Origin of the sequence: Ornithinibacillus bavariensis, assembly GCF_050433565.1 — a bacterium.
Lineage (GTDB): Bacteria > Bacillota > Bacilli > Bacillales > Amphibacillaceae > Ornithinibacillus > Ornithinibacillus bavariensis.
The window spans coordinates 17,447-37,007 of record NZ_JBNPWZ010000008.1 but is presented as its reverse complement, the minus strand read 5'-3'; the positions used below and the strand labels follow the sequence as shown (position 1 = coordinate 37,007).

At 36.9% G+C, this 19,561-nt stretch carries 17 protein-coding genes; all 17 read right to left on the bottom strand.

The features are described 5' to 3' along the window. Positions 1 to 248 precede the first annotated feature (248 nt). The 17 genes from glnA to recA all read right to left on the bottom strand — a co-directional run bounded on the left by glnA (position 249) and on the right by recA (position 19,520). Positions 249 to 1,580: a type I glutamate--ammonia ligase gene (gene glnA, locus HNR27_RS13560; RefSeq protein ID WP_212919723.1), complete on the bottom strand. Its 1,332-nt coding sequence runs from the start codon at positions 1,578 to 1,580 to the stop codon at positions 249 to 251. A 45-nt stretch (positions 1,581 to 1,625) separates the two neighbouring features. After that, positions 1,626 to 2,024 (bottom strand): MerR family transcriptional regulator, encoded by a 399-nt coding sequence (locus tag HNR27_RS13555; protein ID WP_212919722.1) that lies wholly within the window; start codon positions 2,022 to 2,024, stop codon positions 1,626 to 1,628. A 145-nt stretch (positions 2,025 to 2,169) separates the two neighbouring features. Continuing rightward, complete coding sequence (locus HNR27_RS13550) at positions 2,170 to 3,405, bottom strand: methionine gamma-lyase family protein (RefSeq protein ID WP_429340140.1); 1,236 nt, start codon at positions 3,403 to 3,405, stop codon at positions 2,170 to 2,172. Positions 3,406 to 3,408: 3 nt separating this feature from the next. Beyond that, complete coding sequence (hflX, locus tag HNR27_RS13545) at positions 3,409 to 4,650, bottom strand: GTPase HflX (RefSeq protein ID WP_429340139.1); 1,242 nt, start codon at positions 4,648 to 4,650, stop codon at positions 3,409 to 3,411. Between the two features lie 52 nt (positions 4,651 to 4,702). Then, entirely contained in the window at positions 4,703 to 5,638 is a 936-nt protein-coding gene (gene spoVK / locus HNR27_RS13540) for a stage V sporulation protein K (RefSeq protein WP_429340138.1), read from the bottom strand. Between the two features lie 167 nt (positions 5,639 to 5,805). After that, positions 5,806 to 6,030, bottom strand: a complete 225-nt coding sequence (gene hfq / locus HNR27_RS13535) for an RNA chaperone Hfq (RefSeq protein ID WP_212919718.1) — start codon at positions 6,028 to 6,030, stop codon at positions 5,806 to 5,808. A gap of 41 nt (positions 6,031 to 6,071) precedes the next feature. Then, positions 6,072 to 7,004 (bottom strand): tRNA (adenosine(37)-N6)-dimethylallyltransferase MiaA, encoded by a 933-nt coding sequence (miaA, locus tag HNR27_RS13530; RefSeq protein WP_429340137.1) that lies wholly within the window; start codon positions 7,002 to 7,004, stop codon positions 6,072 to 6,074. A gap of 21 nt (positions 7,005 to 7,025) precedes the next feature. Continuing rightward, positions 7,026 to 7,475, bottom strand: coding sequence for a Dps family protein (locus tag HNR27_RS13525; protein ID WP_212919716.1), 450 nt, complete (start codon positions 7,473 to 7,475; stop codon positions 7,026 to 7,028). Between the two features lie 150 nt (positions 7,476 to 7,625). Further along, positions 7,626 to 9,485 carry a DNA mismatch repair endonuclease MutL gene (mutL, locus tag HNR27_RS13520; RefSeq protein WP_429340136.1) on the bottom strand — a complete coding sequence of 620 codons (1,860 nt, stop codon included), beginning with the start codon at positions 9,483 to 9,485 and terminating at the stop codon, positions 7,626 to 7,628. A gap of 15 nt (positions 9,486 to 9,500) precedes the next feature. Further along, positions 9,501 to 12,104 (bottom strand): DNA mismatch repair protein MutS, encoded by a 2,604-nt coding sequence (gene mutS / locus HNR27_RS13515; RefSeq protein WP_429340135.1) that lies wholly within the window; start codon positions 12,102 to 12,104, stop codon positions 9,501 to 9,503. Between the two features lie 137 nt (positions 12,105 to 12,241). Continuing rightward, positions 12,242 to 12,820, bottom strand: a complete 579-nt coding sequence (gene cotE / locus HNR27_RS13510) for an outer spore coat protein CotE (protein WP_429340134.1) — start codon at positions 12,818 to 12,820, stop codon at positions 12,242 to 12,244. A 287-nt stretch (positions 12,821 to 13,107) separates the two neighbouring features. Further along, positions 13,108 to 13,536, bottom strand: a complete 429-nt coding sequence (locus tag HNR27_RS13505) for a YlbF/YmcA family competence regulator (protein WP_429340133.1) — start codon at positions 13,534 to 13,536, stop codon at positions 13,108 to 13,110. Next, the gene (gene miaB, locus HNR27_RS13500) at positions 13,537 to 15,105 is read right to left on the bottom strand and encodes a tRNA (N6-isopentenyl adenosine(37)-C2)-methylthiotransferase MiaB (protein ID WP_429340132.1); all 1,569 of its coding nucleotides are present in this window, start codon (positions 15,103 to 15,105) and stop codon (positions 13,537 to 13,539) included. A gap of 216 nt (positions 15,106 to 15,321) precedes the next feature. Further along, positions 15,322 to 15,582 (bottom strand): stage V sporulation protein SpoVS, encoded by a 261-nt coding sequence (gene spoVS, locus HNR27_RS13495; RefSeq protein WP_010093295.1) that lies wholly within the window; start codon positions 15,580 to 15,582, stop codon positions 15,322 to 15,324. A gap of 121 nt (positions 15,583 to 15,703) precedes the next feature. Beyond that, complete coding sequence (locus HNR27_RS13490) at positions 15,704 to 16,501, bottom strand: TIGR00282 family metallophosphoesterase (RefSeq protein ID WP_429340131.1); 798 nt, start codon at positions 16,499 to 16,501, stop codon at positions 15,704 to 15,706. Positions 16,502 to 16,653: 152 nt separating this feature from the next. After that, positions 16,654 to 18,222, bottom strand: a complete 1,569-nt coding sequence (gene rny, locus HNR27_RS13485) for a ribonuclease Y (protein WP_373306325.1) — start codon at positions 18,220 to 18,222, stop codon at positions 16,654 to 16,656. Positions 18,223 to 18,473: 251 nt separating this feature from the next. Continuing rightward, positions 18,474 to 19,520 (bottom strand): recombinase RecA, encoded by a 1,047-nt coding sequence (recA, locus tag HNR27_RS13480; protein WP_212919708.1) that lies wholly within the window; start codon positions 19,518 to 19,520, stop codon positions 18,474 to 18,476. Positions 19,521 to 19,561: the final 41 nt, after the last annotated feature.

Below are 19,561 nucleotides of genomic sequence, written 5' to 3'. Positions count from 1 at the left end.
CGACTATAAATAAAATTACTAGTTTTGACATAAACGAACTTTATCCCAACTATGGGAACATCTGTTCAGACGTTTATTCCAGCGTACTACTAAAAACAGAACAAAAAAATACTGCCCTATTTAAAGACTATAAGGACAGTATTTTAAAATAATATTTTTTCTAACTTTGGGGGTGAAATAGGGGTAATTAGCATACAGTCGACCCAAAATCACCTACCACCCCAGACAAAAACATTGATATATCAAGCTTAATACATTGTTAAGTATTGTTCTCTTTCCCAAGGATGAACGGTTGTTCTAAACATATTCCACTCAATTTCCTTCGCTTCAATAAAATGCTCAAACAGGTGTTCACCCATAGCATCTACGATAACAGCATTCTTTTTAAGCTCTGTTAATGCATTCATTAGTGTAGATGGTAAATCTTCAATATGATTTTCCAAGCGTTCTTCTTTCGTCATTACATATATATTTCGGTCTACTGCTGGCGGAGGAGTTAGTTTGTTCTCAATTCCATCAAGTCCTGCAGCAAGCAACACAGATAGTGCAAGATATGGGTTTGCAGATGGATCGACACTACGAACCTCAACACGAGTACTTAGGCCACGGGAATTCGGAATACGTAATAATGGACTTCTATTCATCGCTGACCAAGCCACATAACTAGGTGCCTCGTAACCAGGTACTAGTCGTTTATAGGAATTAACGGTCGGATTAGTAACAGCGGTAAAGCTAGTTGCATGCTTCATGATTCCTGCTATAAATTGATAAGCTGTATCACTAAGCTGTAGTTTTCCTTTCGGATCAAAAAACGTATTCTCACCATCTTTAAATAGGGACATATTTACATGCATGCCTGAACCATTCACGCCAAATAGAGGCTTTGGCATAAATGTAGCATGAAGATTATGCTTTCTAGCGATTGTCTTAACAACTAGCTTAAAGGTTTGGATATCATCCGCGTGCTTAACTGCATCGGAATATTTAAAATCGATTTCATGTTGGCCGGGAGCCACCTCATGGTGTGATGCTTCAATTTCAAAGCCCATCTCTTCTAATTCTAATACGATGTCACGACGGCAATTTTCTCCTAAGTCTGTTGGTGCAAGATCAAAATAACCACCATGGTCATTCAGTTCTAGCGAAGGATCACCATTCTCATCCAATTTAAACAAAAAGAATTCCGGTTCTGTTCCAATATTAAACGCATCATAACCTAGCTCAGCCATTTTCTTAAGGTTGCGTTTAAGGTTATATCTTGGACAACCTTCAAAAGGTGTTCCATCTGGATTGTAAATATCACAAATAAAACGTGCAACCTTCCCTTTTTCAGATGTCCACGGGAAGATAACAAAGGTATCCAAGTCAGGATATAAATACATATCTGATTCTTCAATTCGAACAAATCCTTCAATGGATGAACCATCAAACATCATTTTGTTATCAAGTGCCTTCTGTAGTTGACTCAGAGGTATTTCTACATTTTTAATCGTCCCTAACATATCAGTAAATTGGAGGCGAATAAATCTAACATTCTCGTCTTTAATTTTTTGCTCAATTTCTTTTCGTGTGTAGCTCATAAAATCTCCTCCTACATTTTTAGAGCTGTACCTACGCACCATTCCTTAGCGTTGCGTAAAAAAACGTGCTAATTCTCCTTGGCGGAGGCTTGCTCTTCCGAATCTTCCAGCATCATTAATTTCTCTTCTCAAGATTTCTCTTAGCTCACGTTCAGATAGTTTGGGTTGCTTATTACTCACTTCTTGCTTTTCTTCTCTCTCTTCTTCGCCTGTAAGTAAAAGCTTAATTCCTGCAAGGTTCAAACCCTTATCCAAGTAGTTTTTAATCTCAAGAAGACGATCAACATCATTAAATGAAAACAATCGTTGATTTCCAGAAGTTCTTTCTGGAGTAACTAGCCCATGCTCTTCATAATAACGAATTTGTCTAGCGGTTAATTCCGTTAGCTTCATAACAATTCCAATCGCAAATAGAGGCATGGAACGACGATCCTTATCATTCATGACTAAGACCTCCCTTTAACATTCAAAATTATATTACGTGTAAGGTATTCTGTCAATAACATGTTAGATAACTTAACATAAGAATAAATTCTGTAAAACTTATGTAATAGAATAGTCAGCAGGAACTATTCCTACTGACTATTCATTATGCTTTCATTTTCTCTAGCATTACCTGAGCAGCCTCTGTAATCGCAATTTTTACATGTGCATAGGTTAATCCACCTTGCACAAATGCTGTGTATGGCTCTCTAATCGGCCCATCGGCAGACAATTCAATACTTGAGCCTTGAATAAATGTTCCAGCTGCCATTATGACTTCATCCTCATAGCCAGGCATTTCACTTGGATATGGCGTCACATATGAATTAACTGGAGAGTTCTTTTGTATTGCCTGACAGAAAGCAACCATTTGCTCTGCGGTTTGGAATGTTACAGACTGTATAAGATCCGTTCTTTCCGCTTGATAGTTAGGTTTTGTCATAAAACCTAACAGTTCAAGAAAACGTGAGGTAAAAACAGCTCCCTTTAATGCCTCTCCTACAACATGTGGGGCAAGGAAAAACCCTTGGTACATTTCCTGCAAAACATTAAATGTAGCACCAACCTCTTTCCCTAAACCAGGTGCGGTTAAACGATAAGCACATAATGTAACCAGATTTTCTTTTCCAACAATATATCCACCAGCTCGTACAATGCCACCGCCTGGGTTTTTAATTAATGAACCTGCAATAATATCTGCTCCAACATGTAATGGCTCTCTATCCTCCACAAATTCCCCATAGCAGTTATCGACAAATATTATAATATCGTTTCGTATACTTTTAACAAATGTTACCATTTCCTTTATATCCTCTATTGTAAAGGAAGGGCGATCTGCGTATCCTTTAGAACGCTGAATAGCTACGACCTTAGTATGTTGATTAATCTGTTCTTTCACCTTTGGATAATCTATTCTTCCCTCACTAGTTAGGGAAACCTCTTTATAGGAAATCTGGTATTCTCTTAGAGAGCCTGTATTCTCTCCTCTTGTCCCGATAACTTCCTCTAATGTGTCATATGGTTTGCCAGTAATGTACATTAATTCGTCACCTGGTCTAAGCAAGCCATATAAAACCGTTGTGATGGCATGCGTTCCAGATACTAACTGCGGCCGAACGATAGCGGATTCCCCGCCAAATACCTCAGCATATACAGATTCTAATGTATCTCGTCCTATATCATCATAGCCATAGCCACTTGTCGAATTAAAGTGGCTATCACTAACTCGATTGTTTTTGAATGCTTCTAGTACCCTTTTCTGATTTTTCTCTACCGTGCGATTTATATTGGCATGAATATCTGCAATGTCTTGTTCTGCTTTTAATACTACCTCTTCCAACATCTCTTATGCTTTCTCCTTTACAGTGCCTTGTAGTGGATGATCCATCCGGATATATCCACTTACTACATATGTTTCTGTCTCATTATCAAATTTTTTCTCGGTAATTATTGTCTCATGCCCTAAACGATTTAGCAATTGGCCATTATCTGCTTTCACTCGAATCTGGTAGGATTCCCATTCCTCTTTTAATACTTCTTCCACTTTTTCACGTAACCGTAATAAATCTTCGTTATTATAAGCACTTATCATAATATAAGGATGATTCATTGGGATAAAATCCTTTTCGAGTAAATCCTTTTTATTGTATACAGTTAGCATTGGAATGGTACTACTATCTAACTCTTCCAATAGTCTTATAACGGTTTTCTGATGCTGCTCATGGTCAGGATGGGAACTATCCACGACATGTAATATGAAATCAGCTTCCTTTACCTCTTCAAGCGTAGAACGAAACGCAGCAATAAGTGTTGTAGGTAAATGTTGAATAAATCCAACCGTGTCAGTAAGTAATGATTCAAAGCCAGACGGAAAATGAATTTTTCTTGTTAATGGATCTAGTGTAGCAAATAGTTTATTTTCTTCTAATGATTCACTATTTGTTAAACGATTAAACAAGGTCGATTTTCCTGCGTTTGTATAACCAACAATGGCGATTTGGAAAACGTCATTTGTTTTTCTCCGTTTACGATATTGATTACGCTGCTTTACAACTTGCTTTAATCCCCGTTTAATATCGTCGATTCTTCTGCTAATATGACGCCTATCTGTTTCAAGCTTTGTTTCCCCTGGACCTCTTGTTCCAATCCCTCCACCGAGTCGAGATAGCGCTACTCCTTGACCTCGTAATCTCGGAAGTAAATATTCCAGCTGAGCCAATTCTACCTGGAGCTTCCCTTCCTTTGTTCTAGCTCTACCAGCAAAGATATCTAAGATCAATTGACTTCGATCGATTACCCTAGTATTAAGAAATTGGCTTAAATTTCTTGATTGGCTAGCAGATAATTCGTCATTCGCTATAATTAATTCAATATCTAGCTGGTCAATTATTTCCTTAATTTCTGCCATTTTACCTTCACCAATATAAAAAGCAGAATGTATTCGTTCCCTATTTTGCGTAACCACTTCCAGAACCTCTCCACCTGCCGTATCGGCTAGAGATATCAATTCTTGAAGGGAGGACTCAAATAAATCATCCTGCTGGTTTGGCTTCTTAACGGCAATGATTAGAATTTTTTCCTTCGACATGTATTACAACCTTTCCTAAGATGATTCTACAATAATTATTCGTATATTGACATTACCATATTGCGTCCATATCTTCTAACTTTAAATCATTACCAGTCAATAGTATTAGTTCGTCTGGAGATATACTGTCCTTGTATAGTAGACGTACCGCTTGCATTCGAATGGCATGTTCCATAACATTTCGGATAAACCTAGCATTGGAAAAATTTCTTCCAGGATTATTACGTTGCTTATATAAAAAGTTCCTCAGCTTCCATTCCGCATCCTTGGATAGTTTATACTCTCGATCAGAAGCCATTTGCCTTGCGATTTCCATCAATTGATCAACCTCATAATCTGGAAAATCTAAAATAAATGGGAATCTGGATTTAAGTCCAGGATTAAGAGTTAAAAATCGATCCATCTCATACGGATAACCAGCTAAAATTAAGACAAAGTCTCCTCCACTATCCTCCATATGTTTTACTAGGGTATCGATGGCTTCTTTACCAAAATCTCTTTCTCCACCTCTTGCAAGAGAATATGCCTCATCGATAAATAGAATTCCCCCCATTGCCTTTTGAATTAGTGAACGAGTTTTTTGGGCAGTTTGACCAATATATTCACCAACTAAATCAGCCCTCTCCGCTTCGATAAAATGTCCTTTAGACAAAAGATTCATATCAAAATATATTTTAGCCAGCTTTCTAGCTACAGTTGTTTTTCCTGTACCAGGGTTCCCTTTAAATAACATATGCAAAACCTGCTTTGTATTGGATAGACCCATCTGACTCCGTTTTTCATTAATAATAATTGTTGCATAGATCTCTTTAATTTTTCGCTTTAAACTCTCCATCCCAACAAAGGAGGAAAGCTCTTGATCGATGTGAGCAAAGGGGGCTTTTCCATGATAATGTTGATTGTTATGTTCTTCCGCTTTCGTTACCTTATTATCATGTAATACAATATTTATTTGACCATTTTTTTGATGAATCTTTTGAGATGCCAACTTTATCACTCCTTAGTCAACATATTATACGTCTGGAAGTAATAAGTTGTGACAAATGCCTATATACTTAACTTAGAAAAAGGTCTGTATCCCACCGTACAATAAATTGTAATGTACTGGAGGGAGAACAGACCTTTTATGCACTACTTAATTGGTGTAGCTATTACTTATTCTTTATCAAGATTTACATTTTTAGCTGGTGCAAATGTGGAAATAGCATGCTTAAAGATGAGCTGTTGCTTTCCTTCAGACTCTAACAATACCGTAAAATTATCGAATGCCTTGATGATACCTCTTAGCTGAAATCCGTTCGTTAAAAATACAGTGACTGAGATATGTTCTTTTCGCAATTGATTTAAGTATTGATCCTGGATATTTACCGTTTGTGCCATCACATTTCCTCCTCTTTTCTATCTATACTATATAATTCTACTTATCTTTTTAGAAATCCTGCTAAAGCTGTAAAAATCTCAGCAAATTTCTCATTTAATGTTAATGGTTCAAGTTTATACCAATTAACATCCATTTTATTCTTAAACCAAGTAAATTGCCGCTTAGCATATCGTCTTGAGTTCCGCTTCAATAACTCAAGACATTCCTCTAAGCCTTTCTCACCCTTTACATAAGGGATTAATTCCTTATAACCGATTGCTTTCATTGATTGATAGTTTTCATAACCATTCTCCAGCAATTTTCGAACCTCATCTATTAACCCATTCGATACCATTTCATCTATTCGGTTATTAATACGGTTATACAGAATGTCACGTTCCATTTCAAGCCCGATTAACATGCTATCATATGTACTTTCATTCGATTGTCTCTGCTGATATTCAGTCATGGTTAAACCGGTTTTTTCATATATTTCCAGTGCCCTAATCACTCTTCTAAAATTGTGAGGATGAATTTTCGCTGCTTGAATTGGATCAATTACTTCTAAACGACGAAACAATGGTTCAATTCCTAGGGTATTCATTTCAGCTTCTAGTTTTTGTGTTAGAACGTCATCCCTCTTTTCATCAGAAAAATTATAACCTTGAAGTACTGCTTGTATGTACAGACCGCTCCCTCCCACAATAATTGGAAGACGGTTTCTCGATGCAATTTCCTCTATATATTGTTGAACATAATACTGGAAATCTGCCACAGAAAAACTCTCATCAGGGTTTTTAATATTAAGCATATGATGTGGAATACCTTGCATTTCTTCTTCTGTAATTTTAGCAGTGCCAATATCCATGCCCCGATAAACTTGCATGGAATCGCCACTAATTATTTCTCCATTAAACCTCTTTGCGATCTCTATACTTAGCATTGTTTTACCAACAGCTGTTGGTCCAACAATAGCTATCACTTTTTGTTTCATTCTCTTTCCCCTAAATATTACTTATTTATATGCACGATATGCGGAAAGCATCCAAATAAATTTTTCGTAGCTTCCTAGTAGTGTAATTAATAAATCCTTTGTTGGTTCATCCTGTCGCTCATCAGCAAGCTTGAAGCCTTGTTCCCGAATTTCCGAAGCTAATTGCTTATAATCCTCATGTAGCTGATCTATCATTTCATCTTCTTTATCGTCAGCATTCGCTTCTACTAGTGTGGCTTCTTTTAAGTATTTAGACATCGTTGCTAAAGGCTTCCCATCAATCATCAAAATTCTTTCTGCAACAGCATCAAGATCTTCGGCGAATTTTGTATACATCTCTTCAAACAATGCGTGGAGCTGATAAAAATGGCGACCTTGCACAAACCAATGATAGCGATGAAGTTTTACATACATGACAAATTGATTCGAGAGTAATTGATTCAAAAAATTTATTAAGCTTTGATTTTCCATGAGCACTCCACCTTTTCTAGATATCTAGCTATAGGCGCCAATGAAGCTTCCTGAACATACTTCATTGCTCTTTGTCTCGAATAATTGTAGGCAGAAGACACCCTAAGCTGTTCTTATTATCATTTGCGAAGTGCTCTGGTTTTATACCTATTACATCACTCGTTTGAACATTTTTTCCAGTTCGTACGTAGAAAAATGGATGATGATTGGTCGTCCATGAGGACATGTGAATGGATCAGTAGTTTTACGCAAGTCCTCTAATAATCGAAACATATCATCGTTATTCAAATAATGATTTGCTTTAATGGACCGTTTACAGGACATTAAAATAGCTGCTTCCTCACGTATCGATTCAATATCAATTTTTTCACCCTCCATGATTTGCTCAATCATTTCGCGGATAACCTCTTCCTCAAAACCCTTTGGAAACCAATTTGGATGTGCGCGGATAATATACGTTTGATTCCCAAAGCTTTCAAAAAATAAGCCAACCTTTTCTAGTGAATCTTTATAGTGTTCTATAAAAATGGATTCTTGTTTCGAGAATTCGAAGGTCAACGGAATAAGAAGCTCTTGAACTTCATTAGTCGTTTGACCTAACTTTTTCTTGAAAAATTCATATTTAATACGTTCCTGAGCAGCATGCTGATCAATCATGTAAAAACCATTTTCATTCTGGGCGAGGATGTAAGTACCCTGTAGTTGGCCGATTGGATACATCATTGGTACTCGTTCATTTTCAGTAACTACAGCTTCTTCATGAACAGAAGGAATATCATTAATTTTTTTTGTATCTTCTTCTGTTAACATACTGTCAGCGGTATTCTGTATTTCTACGGGAGTATTTTCTAACTGATTTCCAATTGTATTGTCATTAACCTGTGAATCTATAATAGGCTGCTGGTAATACGTGTCTGGAGCGGACACAGTTTCTCTAGCAATCTGTTCGGACTTCCCAAAGTCCATTGTATGTTGAATGGATTGCTTCGGCTTTTCCATCCGCTTCCCTTCAATTTCTGGTATTAAACGAGTTTGTCGAAAACTTTCTCGTATCATATCTTCAACTAATGCAAATAACTCTTTATCCTTGCTAAATCGAGCTTCTAATTTCGTTGGATGTACATTCACATCAACTAATATTGGATCCATTTGAATAGTTAGAACCACAATAGGAGAACGTCCAATAGGTAGAAGCGTATGATAGCCTCTTATTATCGCCTGATTTAATGGGATACTCTTAATGTATCTTCCATTTAATATTATCGAAATATAAGATCTAGATGCCCGCGTAATTTCCGGCTTTGCAATATAACCATAAATCTTAAAGTCTAGTGTTTCTTTTTCAACCTTTAGCATTTTTCTCGCTACACCCATCCCATAAACCTGAGCAATCACCTGAAGTATATCTCCAGTTCCAGGTGTTTTAAACAATGGTTTTCCATTATGGGTCGCCTCAAATCGAACCTCTGGGTGTGATAATGCTAATCGATTTAAAAGGTCTGTTATATGGCCTAATTCAGTATGAATGGTTTTCATATATTTTAAACGAGCAGGCGTATTATAAAATAAATCAGAAACCGTGATTTCTGTACCTTTTCTAGCATCGCTTCTACCCCTTTCGGTAACAATGCCTCCTTCTAGTGACAAAAAGGTACCAGCCCCGTCTCCTTGTGAAGTTTTAATTGTTAAACGGCTAACAGAAGCAATACTTGCCAATGCTTCACCACGAAAACCTAATGTCTGCACGTGAAATAAATCTTGTTCGTTACGAATTTTGCTTGTAGCATGGCGGAGAAAGGCATTTTCGACATCTTCCTCTGCCATTCCTTCTCCATTATCCGTTATTTTAATTTCTTGTAATCCTGCTTCCTCTACATCGATTTTGATCCAGGTACTACCTGCATCAATACTATTCTCAACTAACTCTTTGACTACGGAAGCAGGTCTTTCGACTACCTCTCCCGCTGCTATTTTGTTCGCTAACGCATCAGGCATTTGAAAAATTTTCATTAGAAAGAACCCTTTCTATTCTTGCAAGCTAGCTTTCACCTTTTGTTTTGCAAGTTTTTGTAGTTGATGAAGCTCATTCATCGCTTCAAGTGGTGTCATATCAAATAGGTCTAGTCCTGTTAATTGACGAATTAGTAATTCATCTGTTTTATCAATCGTTTTTGATTTCTTAGGCTCCACTTCTTCCTCTACAAAGAAAGATAGCTGATTGGTTTCTTCTACTTCCGTGTAGGTAGTCTGTGAATCATTGTTCTCCAGCTGGTTTAAAATAATGCTGGCGCGTTTAATTAATTTATCCGGAAGATTAGCCAGCTTAGCTACATGTATTCCATAGCTCTTATCTGCTGCACCATCTTTTATTTGGTGGAGAAATACAACATTCCCCTCATATTCCTCTGCTCGCACATGAATATTTCGTAATCTAGGCAGATTATCCTCTAGGGCTGTTAATTCATGATAATGAGTAGAGAATAATGTCTTTGCATGAATATGATCGTGAATATACTCGACAATCGCCTGTGCAAGGGCCATACCATCATACGTACTTGTACCTCGACCAATTTCATCCAGCAAAATTAAGCTTCTTTCGGTAGCATTTTCAATCGCATGATTCGCTTCTAACATCTCCACCATAAAGGTACTTTGTCCTGAAACCAGATCATCTGCAGCACCAATTCGCGTAAATATCTGATCAAAAATAATAAGCTCTGCCTCATCACAAGGCACAAAGCAACCAATTTGTCCCATAATAGCAATTAGGGCAAGCTGCCTCATATAGGTACTTTTACCAGACATATTTGGACCAGTGATTAATAAAATACTTTTTTCATCATCAAGTACAATATCATTTGGTACAAACGTATCATTTTCCATTACTTGTTCAATAACAGGATGACGACCGTTTTTAATTTGTAGCTTCTTCTCTACGAATGTTGGACGTTTATAGTTATTAGCCTCACTAACCGTAGCAAATGCTTGTAAAACGTCTATCTTACTAATCACATCTGCAAGATACTGAATTAGTGGTATTTGTTCCTTAATTTTCTCGCGGATTTCAGTAAAAAGCACGTATTCTAAATCAACACTTTTTTCCTCTGCTTCTAGAATTAACTGCTCCTTTTCCTTTAGCTCAGGAGTTATAAACCGTTCTGCGTTCGTTAACGTTTGCTTCCGTTCATATTTACCCTCTGGTAACAGATGGAGATTTGCTTTTGTTACTTCGATATAGTATCCAAAAACTCGATTATATCCGATTTTTAAGGATTTAATATTGGTCTCCTGCTTTTCTTTTTTCTCGAGTTCAGCAATCCAACGTTTACCATTACGTGAAGCATCTCGGTATTGATCCAATTGCTCATGGTAACCATCTTTGATAATAGATCCTTCCTTGATGGACATTGGTGGATCCTCCATAATACTTGTTTCCAATAGGTTAACCAATTCCTCTGGGTATTCGATTTGAGAAGCTAGTCCATTAATCTGTTTATGATCAAACTGATTCAATAATCCCTTGATATCGGGAAGTCGTTTTAAAGACTTTTTTAATTGAATCAGGTCCTTAGCGTTCACGTTGCCAAATGCTATTCTACCTGCAAGTCGCTCCATATCATATACAGATTTTAGACTTTCTCGTAAAGAATCCCGTTCTAAAAAGGCGTGGAAAAATCCTTCAACTACTGATAAGCGCTCTTCGATTACCCGCTTATCTAATAGCGGTCGCTCCAACCATTTCTTTAATAGTCTAGATCCCATTGCAGTCACTGTTCTATCTAAAACCCATAATAAACTACCATGTTTACCCTTACGGAGTATTGATTCGGTTAATTCTAAATTACGCTTCGAATACATATCAAGAGATAGGTATTGATCAAGCTCAATTATTTCTGCTTGCTTTAAATGATCTAACGAACGCTTTTGCGTATATTGTACATAATTTAGTAGTCTACTAAACGACTTTACAAGCCTTTCGTCGTTCAAATTTTCACATAAATCTCGATATTCCCCATTAAATGTAACCTCATCTTGAAAAGACAATGTTACCTGTAATCTGTCCTTTAACTGGCTTTGTAAATCCTCAGGTAGATTAGAAGAAATGACTATTTCTTTAATCGGTTGATTATACAATTCATGAATGACCCGATCAAAACCTAATGTAATATGGGCAACCCTACTTTCTCCTGTTGAAAGATCACAATAAACCACAACAAAAGAACCGTCTTTAAAATGCGAAAGACTAGCTATAAAATTATTATTCCGTTCGTTTAACATTGTACTATCCATGACAGTTCCAGGGGTAATGAGCTGAACAACTTCTCGCTTTACTACTCCTTTAGCTGTCTTCGGATCCTCTACCTGCTCACAAATGGCAACTTTATACCCCTTCTCAACCAATGTTCTGATGTAATTTGTAGCAGAGTGATATGGAACTCCGCACATTGGAATAGGTTCATCCTGTCCACCATCTCGCTTCGTTAAGACTATTTCTAATTCCCTAGATGCCTTAATAGCATCTTCAAAAAACATTTCATAGAAATCGCCCAGCCGAAAAAATAAAAAAGCATCTTGATAATCTGCTTTAATTTTCAAATATTGCTCCATCATTGGTGTATATTTTGCCATTACAAAATCCTCCAAAAGCCTACATTTTATTCTATTATTATAGCATAAAATGAATTAGAACCAATGAAATGATTTAGCTATTGTAACCGATAGGACCTATAAAAAAAACTTACGAGGAACACCCCCTCGTAAGCTAATTAGTCTTTACTTCTACTGCTACTTTCAAGAAAGTCAGGATTTACATCAGCTAACTCATCTTCTGTCACGACATAATCCCAGCTCTCATCGTCATCATCAGCCATTTTATGGCTTTTTGGTTTTACCTTCACATAAACTTTTGTCTCACCAACGACTTGAACTAAAAACTCTCGTTCAATATCTACTAGAATTTTATTACCCTGATTAGAAATACGGCACTCAAGGCAATTTGGTTGTTGAAGCACTTTACAAATAACATCATAATCATCGTTAATGCAGTTCTCATCCAGAACTCCTAAAGGGATGTAATCACAATATGTTACTCTTTCAGTGACAACCTCCGTTTTTGTATTATCATTATAGGAATACCAAATGTTAATGTCGTAGCTCCCATTAACTTCAATGGTATCTTCTGATTTTTTCTTTGCATTATAGAGATGATTAATTACCCAGCATCCTAGAATACTGGTCGGTCTATGTGATGGCGTAACGGAATGAGTAGCTTGCGTGAATTTTTTACCTTTTCCAATAACCGCTTTTGTAATTACTTCTCGGTAATCTTTATCTAGAAAACTCATAATTACGTTTACCTCCTCTTTTTTCATAGTCATTTTATGCAAGACAAATACCTAAAGTGCATAACGTTTCTAGGAAAGGTTGAGGAGAAAAAATAATGCTGGGTGAGAAGCTGATAGGTAGCAGTTTTTTCAAAGGTTTGGACCAAAATTTCCATTTAAAAATTTAATATTATTTATTCAAGTGACCTATTAGGGGTATACTTTTTGTTAATTGAAAAAGTAACTTTAGCCGATTTGCATTCACTTCATTCACATCATAAAAAAGGCGAGAAAACTCTCGCCTTTTTTTAATGGTCGCAGCCAATACTGTGTTTTTCACCTGAAGCCGTTTTACCGGTTAAAGGATCTCCACCCGTTGATTCTATTACACGGTTTGTCACTTCTCGAGCAATAGTAGTAGAAACTAATTGCAATACATCATTTACAACTATTTGTGTTTCTTTAAATTCTTGTACCACTGGAATTTCATCAATTTCCACTTGCAAACGGTCAATTTCTTCTTCAATGCGCTTTAAGGCTTCCCTTTTTTCATATGCTTGGAAATTGACTGCTTGCTTTTGTAAGGTTTTAATTTTTTGAATCGTCTTTTGCACCTTTTGATTCTCATTTAACTTTGCCTCTACTTGCTTAAAACGATCTATTTCCTCTGTATTAGCAAGCATTTCAGCTAGCTTTTTCGCTTCCGCAAGAACTTCTGAACGTGTATATTCCGCCATTTATTTCACCTCAACTGTATTTTCAACCATAATACCATTTAAAGACCATGTTTTAGCATCGGTTATCTTAACATCAACAATTTTACCTATTGCAGACTTAGGTCCAACAAAGTTAACTAATTTATTCTTCTCGGTATAACCAGCAAGAATATTTGGATCTTTCTTACTTTCTCCTTCAACAAGGACTTTTACTATTTTATCCTTATAAGTCTTCATGGAGTCAGCAGATTGCTTGTTTACTAATTCATTTAAACGATAGAGACGCTGCTTCTTCACTTCCTCTGGTACATCATCCTTCTTCATCGCTGCAGGAGTACCTTCACGTGGTGAATAAATAAATGTATATGCAGCCTCAAAGCCTACCTCTTCTACTAAGGATAAGGTCTCCTCAAATTGTTCCTCTGTCTCATTAGGGAATCCTACAATAATATCTGTAGTTAATGTAGCATTTGGAATGGCTTTTCGGATTTTACGAACTAATTCCAAATAATCCTCACGCGTATATTTACGATTCATGCGTTTTAAAACTTCACTACTACCGGACTGTACTGGTAAATGAATATGGTCTAACAGATTACCGCCTTTTGCTAACACTTCAATAAGGTGATCATCAAAATCTCTTGGATGTGAGGTCGTAAAGCGCACCCTTGGAATGTCAATTTTTCGTATGTCATCCATTAAATCTCCAAAACGATAATCAATGTCCTCAAAGTCTTTACCGTAGGCGTTAACATTCTGTCCAAGTAGGGTAATTTCTTGATAACCCTGTGCCGCTAGTTGACGAATTTCTTGGATAATATCCTCTGGTCTACGACTTCTTTCCTTACCACGAGTCATTGGTACGATACAATATGTACAGAATTTATCACATCCGTACATGATATTTACCCAGGCCTTAATTTTACCATTTCTAACCTTAGGAAGGTTCTCAATAATATCTCCTTCCTTAGACCATACTTCTACAACTTGGGCTTTACCAAACATAGCTTCTTTCACTAAATGTGGTAAACGGTGAATATTATGGGTACCGAACACCAAGTCTATATGCTGGTGTTTTTTCATAATACGGTCTACCACAGACTCTTCTTGTGACATACAGCCACAGACTCCAAGAATTAAGTCGGGCTTCTCTACCTTCAGTGGTTTTAAATGACCAATTTCTCCAAATACTTTATTTTCTGCGTTTTCACGAATAGCACAAGTATTTAATAGGATAAGGTCTGCCTCATTCGTTTCTGAAGTTGCTTCATATCCCATTTCAGTTAATATTCCTGCCATTACCTCTGTATCATGCTCATTCATTTGACAGCCATATGTACGAATCAAAAACTTCTTTCCTTTTCCTATTTGCTGCATGTCCTCAGGAATGGAAAAATCATAATGAAATTGTACCTCTTCACGACGACGTTTTCTTGCTTTCTTTAAATCCGGTGGCTGATAACTAGTTTGAAAATATTTTGCAATCATTTCATCACTAGTCATATTCTTAATCCGTTCCATATTATCTTGAGCAGATGGGTTATCTACTTGATTTATCTGAGCTTGTTCAAGCCGTTGTTGTTCATTCACATTACATACTCCTTTCTAATCAGGAAAAAATCTTATGTATAGGTGTACATTATAACAGTATATAGCCTTTTAACCATTTTAACAATATTTGTGAATATACGACACAATATTTTCGGTTATTTATATACAATCCTTATTATCATTTGGTAGTAGACCATACTTGATAAAATAAAAAGTGCTACGCATTTTCGCGTAACACTATCCCAAGTATATTCCCTATCGGGGTTCAACAATCAATTTTATCGCTGTTCGTTCTTCGTTATCAATCATAATGTCGGTAAAGGCTGGTATACATATTAAATCTACACCACTTGGGGCAACAAATCCTCTAGCAATTGCAACTGCTTTTACGGCTTGGTTTAATGCTCCCGCACCGATTGCCTGTATTTCCGCTGTGCCACGTTCACGTAATACATTCGCGAGTGCTCCTGCTACTGAATTAGGATTTGATTTTGCTGAGACTTTTAATATTTCCATTACTAGTACCTCCCTTATATCCTATTATAGTTCTATAGCTACTATATTCTTTTAGGCGTTTGCTTATAACCTTATTATGCATCAATAATTCAAAAAATTCAAATTTCCTTAAGGTATAATACTAGTTTATGAATGGATGGTCATCATTTATCATAATGCGTTCTATATTCGTTGCTTTACCACTAACTTGATCTAATGTAACTAAGACAGCATTAAGCTGTGCTCTTCCTGTTTTATCCGGCTCAAATCGTACCGGTAGACTTGTTAAAAATTTCTTAATAACTGAATCCCGCTCCACTCCAAGAATTCCATCGTACGGACCTGTCATACCCACATCAGTAATATATGCAGTTCCATTCGGTAAAATGCGATTATCTGCTGTTTGTGTATGGGTATGGGTTCCGACAACTGCACTAACACGCCCATCTACATACCAGCCCATTGCTTGTTTTTCGCTTGTTGCCTCTGCATGAAAATCTAAAAAGATTATATTTGTCCTTTTTTTGGCTTCCAAAATCAGTTCATCCACTTTTCTAAACGGGTCATCAATAGCAGGCAAGAAGGTTCTTCCTTGTAAATTTAAAACTGCAACCTCAGTTCCATTAATATTAATATAGGTTAATCCTTTTCCTGGTGTTCCTACGGGAAAATTAGCGGGACGAATCAAATTTTTGGCATCATCAATAAACTCAAAGATTTCCTTTTTGTCCCAAGTGTGGTTACCCATTGTGATGACCTGTGCACCCCATTCCATAAATTGTTTGTATATCTTCTCAGTAATCCCTTTTCCTGAGGCACTATTTTCACCATTAATGACAATAACCTGTGGCTTATATTTCTCTTTTAGCTTAGGAAGGTATTCTTGTACCATATTCCTTCCAGGAGAACCAAAAACATCCCCAATAAATAATATTTTCATTAATCTCATCCTAACATTCATTCTATAATTAGTTTTCCATATATTTCTATGAAAGTCAAAGCAGTAAAATATGATAATCCAATATTGTTTATTCATGAACCGCGCAAAGAAACACAAAAGTGGAGGATGTTCATCCCCCACTTTTCACGTTTTTATTTCGCATATTCTACTGCTCTTGTTTCACGAATGACAGTCACTTTAATATGACCAGGGTAATCTAGCTCACTCTCAATACGTTTTCGAATATCACGAGCAATGCGTGCGGAATCAATATCATCTATTTCATCCGGCTTCACCATAATTCGAATTTCTCTTCCTGCCTGGATTGCATACGATTTTTCAACACCTGAGAATGATTCAGATATTTCTTCAAGCTTTTCTAAACGCTTGATATAGTTCTCCAAGGTTTCACTTCTTGCACCAGGGCGCGCTGCAGATAAAGCGTCTGCTGCGGCAACTAGGACTGAAATGACGGAAGTTGGTTCTTCGTCACCGTGGTGTGATGCAATTGCATTAATTACTACCTCGTGTTCCTTGTATTTCATCGCTAGCTCTTTACCGATTTCAACGTGGCTACCTTCTACCTCATGATCAATGGCTTTACCAATATCATGTAGTAATCCGGCTCTTCTTGCTAATCTTTCGTCTTCACCTAACTCAGCAGCTAATAAGCCTGACAGGTACGCTACTTCTGTTGAATGCTTTAATACATTTTGACCATAGCTTGTACGATATTTTAAGCGACCAAGAATTTTAATCAAATCAGGATGTAGACCATGTACGCCAACCTCAAATGTTGTTTCTTCACCGACTTCTCGTATATACTCATCCACTTCACGTCTAGCTTTATCCACCATTTCTTCGATCCTTGCAGGGTGAATTCTACCATCTTGGACAAGTTTTTCTAATGCTATACGAGCTATCTCTCTTCGAATCGGGTCAAAACCAGATAGTATTACCGCTTCTGGTGTATCATCAATGATTAAATCGATTCCTGTTAATGTTTCTAATGTTCGAATGTTTCGACCTTCACGACCAATAATACGACCTTTCATTTCATCATTTGGAAGATTTACAACAGATACAGTTGTTTCAGCAACGTGGTCTGCAGCACAGCGTTGTAACGCCATAGATAAGATACTTTTCGCTTTCTTATCTGCTTCTTCTTTTGCACGATTTTCTGCCTCTTTTATCATAATGGCTGATTCATGTGCCAATTCTTTTTCAAGCCGCTCTAAAATAATTGTTCTTGCCTGATCAGTAGTATACCCAGAAATGCGCTCAAGCTCTGTCTGCTGCTCTTGTAGCGTTGTTTCCACTTTGCTTTCCATTTCTTCAATTTGTTGTTGTTTTTCTGCTAGTGATAGTTCTCGCTTTTCAAGCATGAGCTCTCGCTTGTCTAAAGTTTCACTTTTTCTATCCAGATTTTCTTCTCTTTGCATCAGGCGATTTTCTTGCTTTTGTACCTCAGAACGACGTTCACGTAATTCCTGCTCTGTCTGCTGGCGAAGCTTATGATTTTCGTCCTTCGCCTCAAGAAGCGCCTCTTTTTTGGCGGCATCTGCATTTCGATGTGCTTCTTCAACTATTTGCTTTGCTAATGTTTCCGCACTGGAAATTTTTGCTTCCGCAATAGATTTACGAATCAGATAACCAACAAACAAACCGACTATAAGGGAAATTACGACAAGCAAAATGGAGATGAGAAAGTTTTCTCCCACGTTTTCACCTCCTCTTGCTATAAAATTGTTTCGGCTCATTCATTTAAATTTGTCGGTGTGTACCATATTCAATGAATAAATTTGTCTTCGTATAATAAAATTATAAAATTATACATACTAATTTTATCTTTATGGAAAAATAATGTCAAGGAATCGACATAAAAAATATCTTTGCAATAAAAGAGGTCTATCACTCAAAATATACTACCTAAAACGGTTGTAATTTTGAATGATAGACCTTTTAGAGATTATTATACATCTAGTGTTTCTTGTGTTGGTTCTTCTAGATCATCTTGTGGTATCTCTACTTCACCATCTAAATTGTAATGTTCACGAATAGCTTCTTCAATTTCAGCAGCCATATCTTTATTTTCAATTAGGAAAGCCTTAGCATTTTCTCTACCTTGTCCAAGCCTTTCTCCTTGATAGGAATACCATGCTCCACTCTTTTGAACAATATCAAGTTCAGCACCGATATCAATTATTTCTCCTTCTTTTGAAATACCTTCACCGTACATGATATCCACTTCTGCTTGTTTAAAAGGAGGCGCTACCTTGTTTTTCACAACCTTAATCTTCGCTCTGTTACCAACCATGTCATTGCCTATTTTTAAGGTTTCAGCACGGCGCACTTCCAGCCTTACTGATGAATAGAACTTCAATGCACGACCACCTGGAGTAGTTTCAGGGTTACCAAACATAACACCAATTTTTTCACGTACTTGGTTAATGAATATAGCCGTAGTTTTTGATTTGTTTATTGTTCCAGATAACTTTCTTAAAGCCTGGGACATTAGTCTCGCTTGTAATCCTACATGGGAATCTCCCATTTCTCCCTCAATTTCTGCTTTCGGTACTAGTGCTGCTACTGAGTCTATAACGATAACATCAACAGCTCCACTACGAACTAATGCTTCTGCGATTTCAAGTGCTTGTTCCCCAGTATCTGGTTGTGACAATAATAGTTCATCAATATTAACACCTAATGCTCTTGCATAGGTTGGGTCTAATGCATGCTCCGCATCAATAAATGCAGCTTGACCACCATTTTTTTGCACCTCTGCAATGGCATGTAATGCTACTGTTGTTTTACCCGAAGATTCTGGACCATATATTTCGATGATTCTTCCTTTAGGGTAACCACCTATTCCTAATGCAATATCTAATGCAAGCGACCCACTTGAGGTTGTTGCTAATTTTACATCTGCCTGTTCACCAAGTTTCATGATGGAACCTTTTCCGAACTGCTTCTCTATTTGCCTTAATGCCATCTCTAAAGCTTGTTTTCTATCACTCAACGAAACTACCTCCTTATATTAACTATATCTATCATACATGG

Excerpts from the sequence above, each read along its gene's own strand:
- HNR27_RS13505 (WP_429340133.1), bottom strand. The coding sequence starts at position 13,536 with ATGGCGGAATATACACGTTCAGAAGTTCTTGCGGAAGCGAAAAAGCTA.
- HNR27_RS13490 (WP_429340131.1), bottom strand. The coding sequence starts at position 16,501 with ATGAAAATATTATTTATTGGGGATGTTTTTGGTTCTCCTGGAAGGAAT.
- hfq (WP_212919718.1), bottom strand. The coding sequence starts at position 6,030 with ATGGCACAAACGGTAAATATCCAGGATCAATACTTAAATCAATTGCGA.
- HNR27_RS13550 (WP_429340140.1), bottom strand. The coding sequence starts at position 3,405 with ATGTTGGAAGAGGTAGTATTAAAAGCAGAACAAGACATTGCAGATATT.
- mutS (WP_429340135.1), bottom strand. The coding sequence starts at position 12,104 with ATGGCAAAATATACACCAATGATGGAGCAATATTTGAAAATTAAAGCA.
- glnA (WP_212919723.1), bottom strand. The coding sequence starts at position 1,580 with ATGAGCTACACACGAAAAGAAATTGAGCAAAAAATTAAAGACGAGAAT.
- mutL (WP_429340136.1), bottom strand. The coding sequence starts at position 9,485 with ATGAAAATTTTTCAAATGCCTGATGCGTTAGCGAACAAAATAGCAGCG.
- hflX (WP_429340139.1), bottom strand. The coding sequence starts at position 4,650 with ATGTCGAAGGAAAAAATTCTAATCATTGCCGTTAAGAAGCCAAACCAG.
- HNR27_RS13555 (WP_212919722.1), bottom strand. The coding sequence starts at position 2,024 with ATGAATGATAAGGATCGTCGTTCCATGCCTCTATTTGCGATTGGAATT.
- HNR27_RS13525 (WP_212919716.1), bottom strand. The coding sequence starts at position 7,475 with ATGGAAAATCAAAGCTTAATAAATTTTTTGAATCAATTACTCTCGAAT.
- miaA (WP_429340137.1), bottom strand. The coding sequence starts at position 7,004 with ATGAAACAAAAAGTGATAGCTATTGTTGGACCAACAGCTGTTGGTAAA.
- spoVS (WP_010093295.1), bottom strand. The coding sequence starts at position 15,582 with ATGGAAATATTAAAAGTCTCAGCAAAATCAAATCCTAATTCAGTAGCA.
- cotE (WP_429340134.1), bottom strand. The coding sequence starts at position 12,820 with ATGAGTTTTCTAGATAAAGATTACCGAGAAGTAATTACAAAAGCGGTT.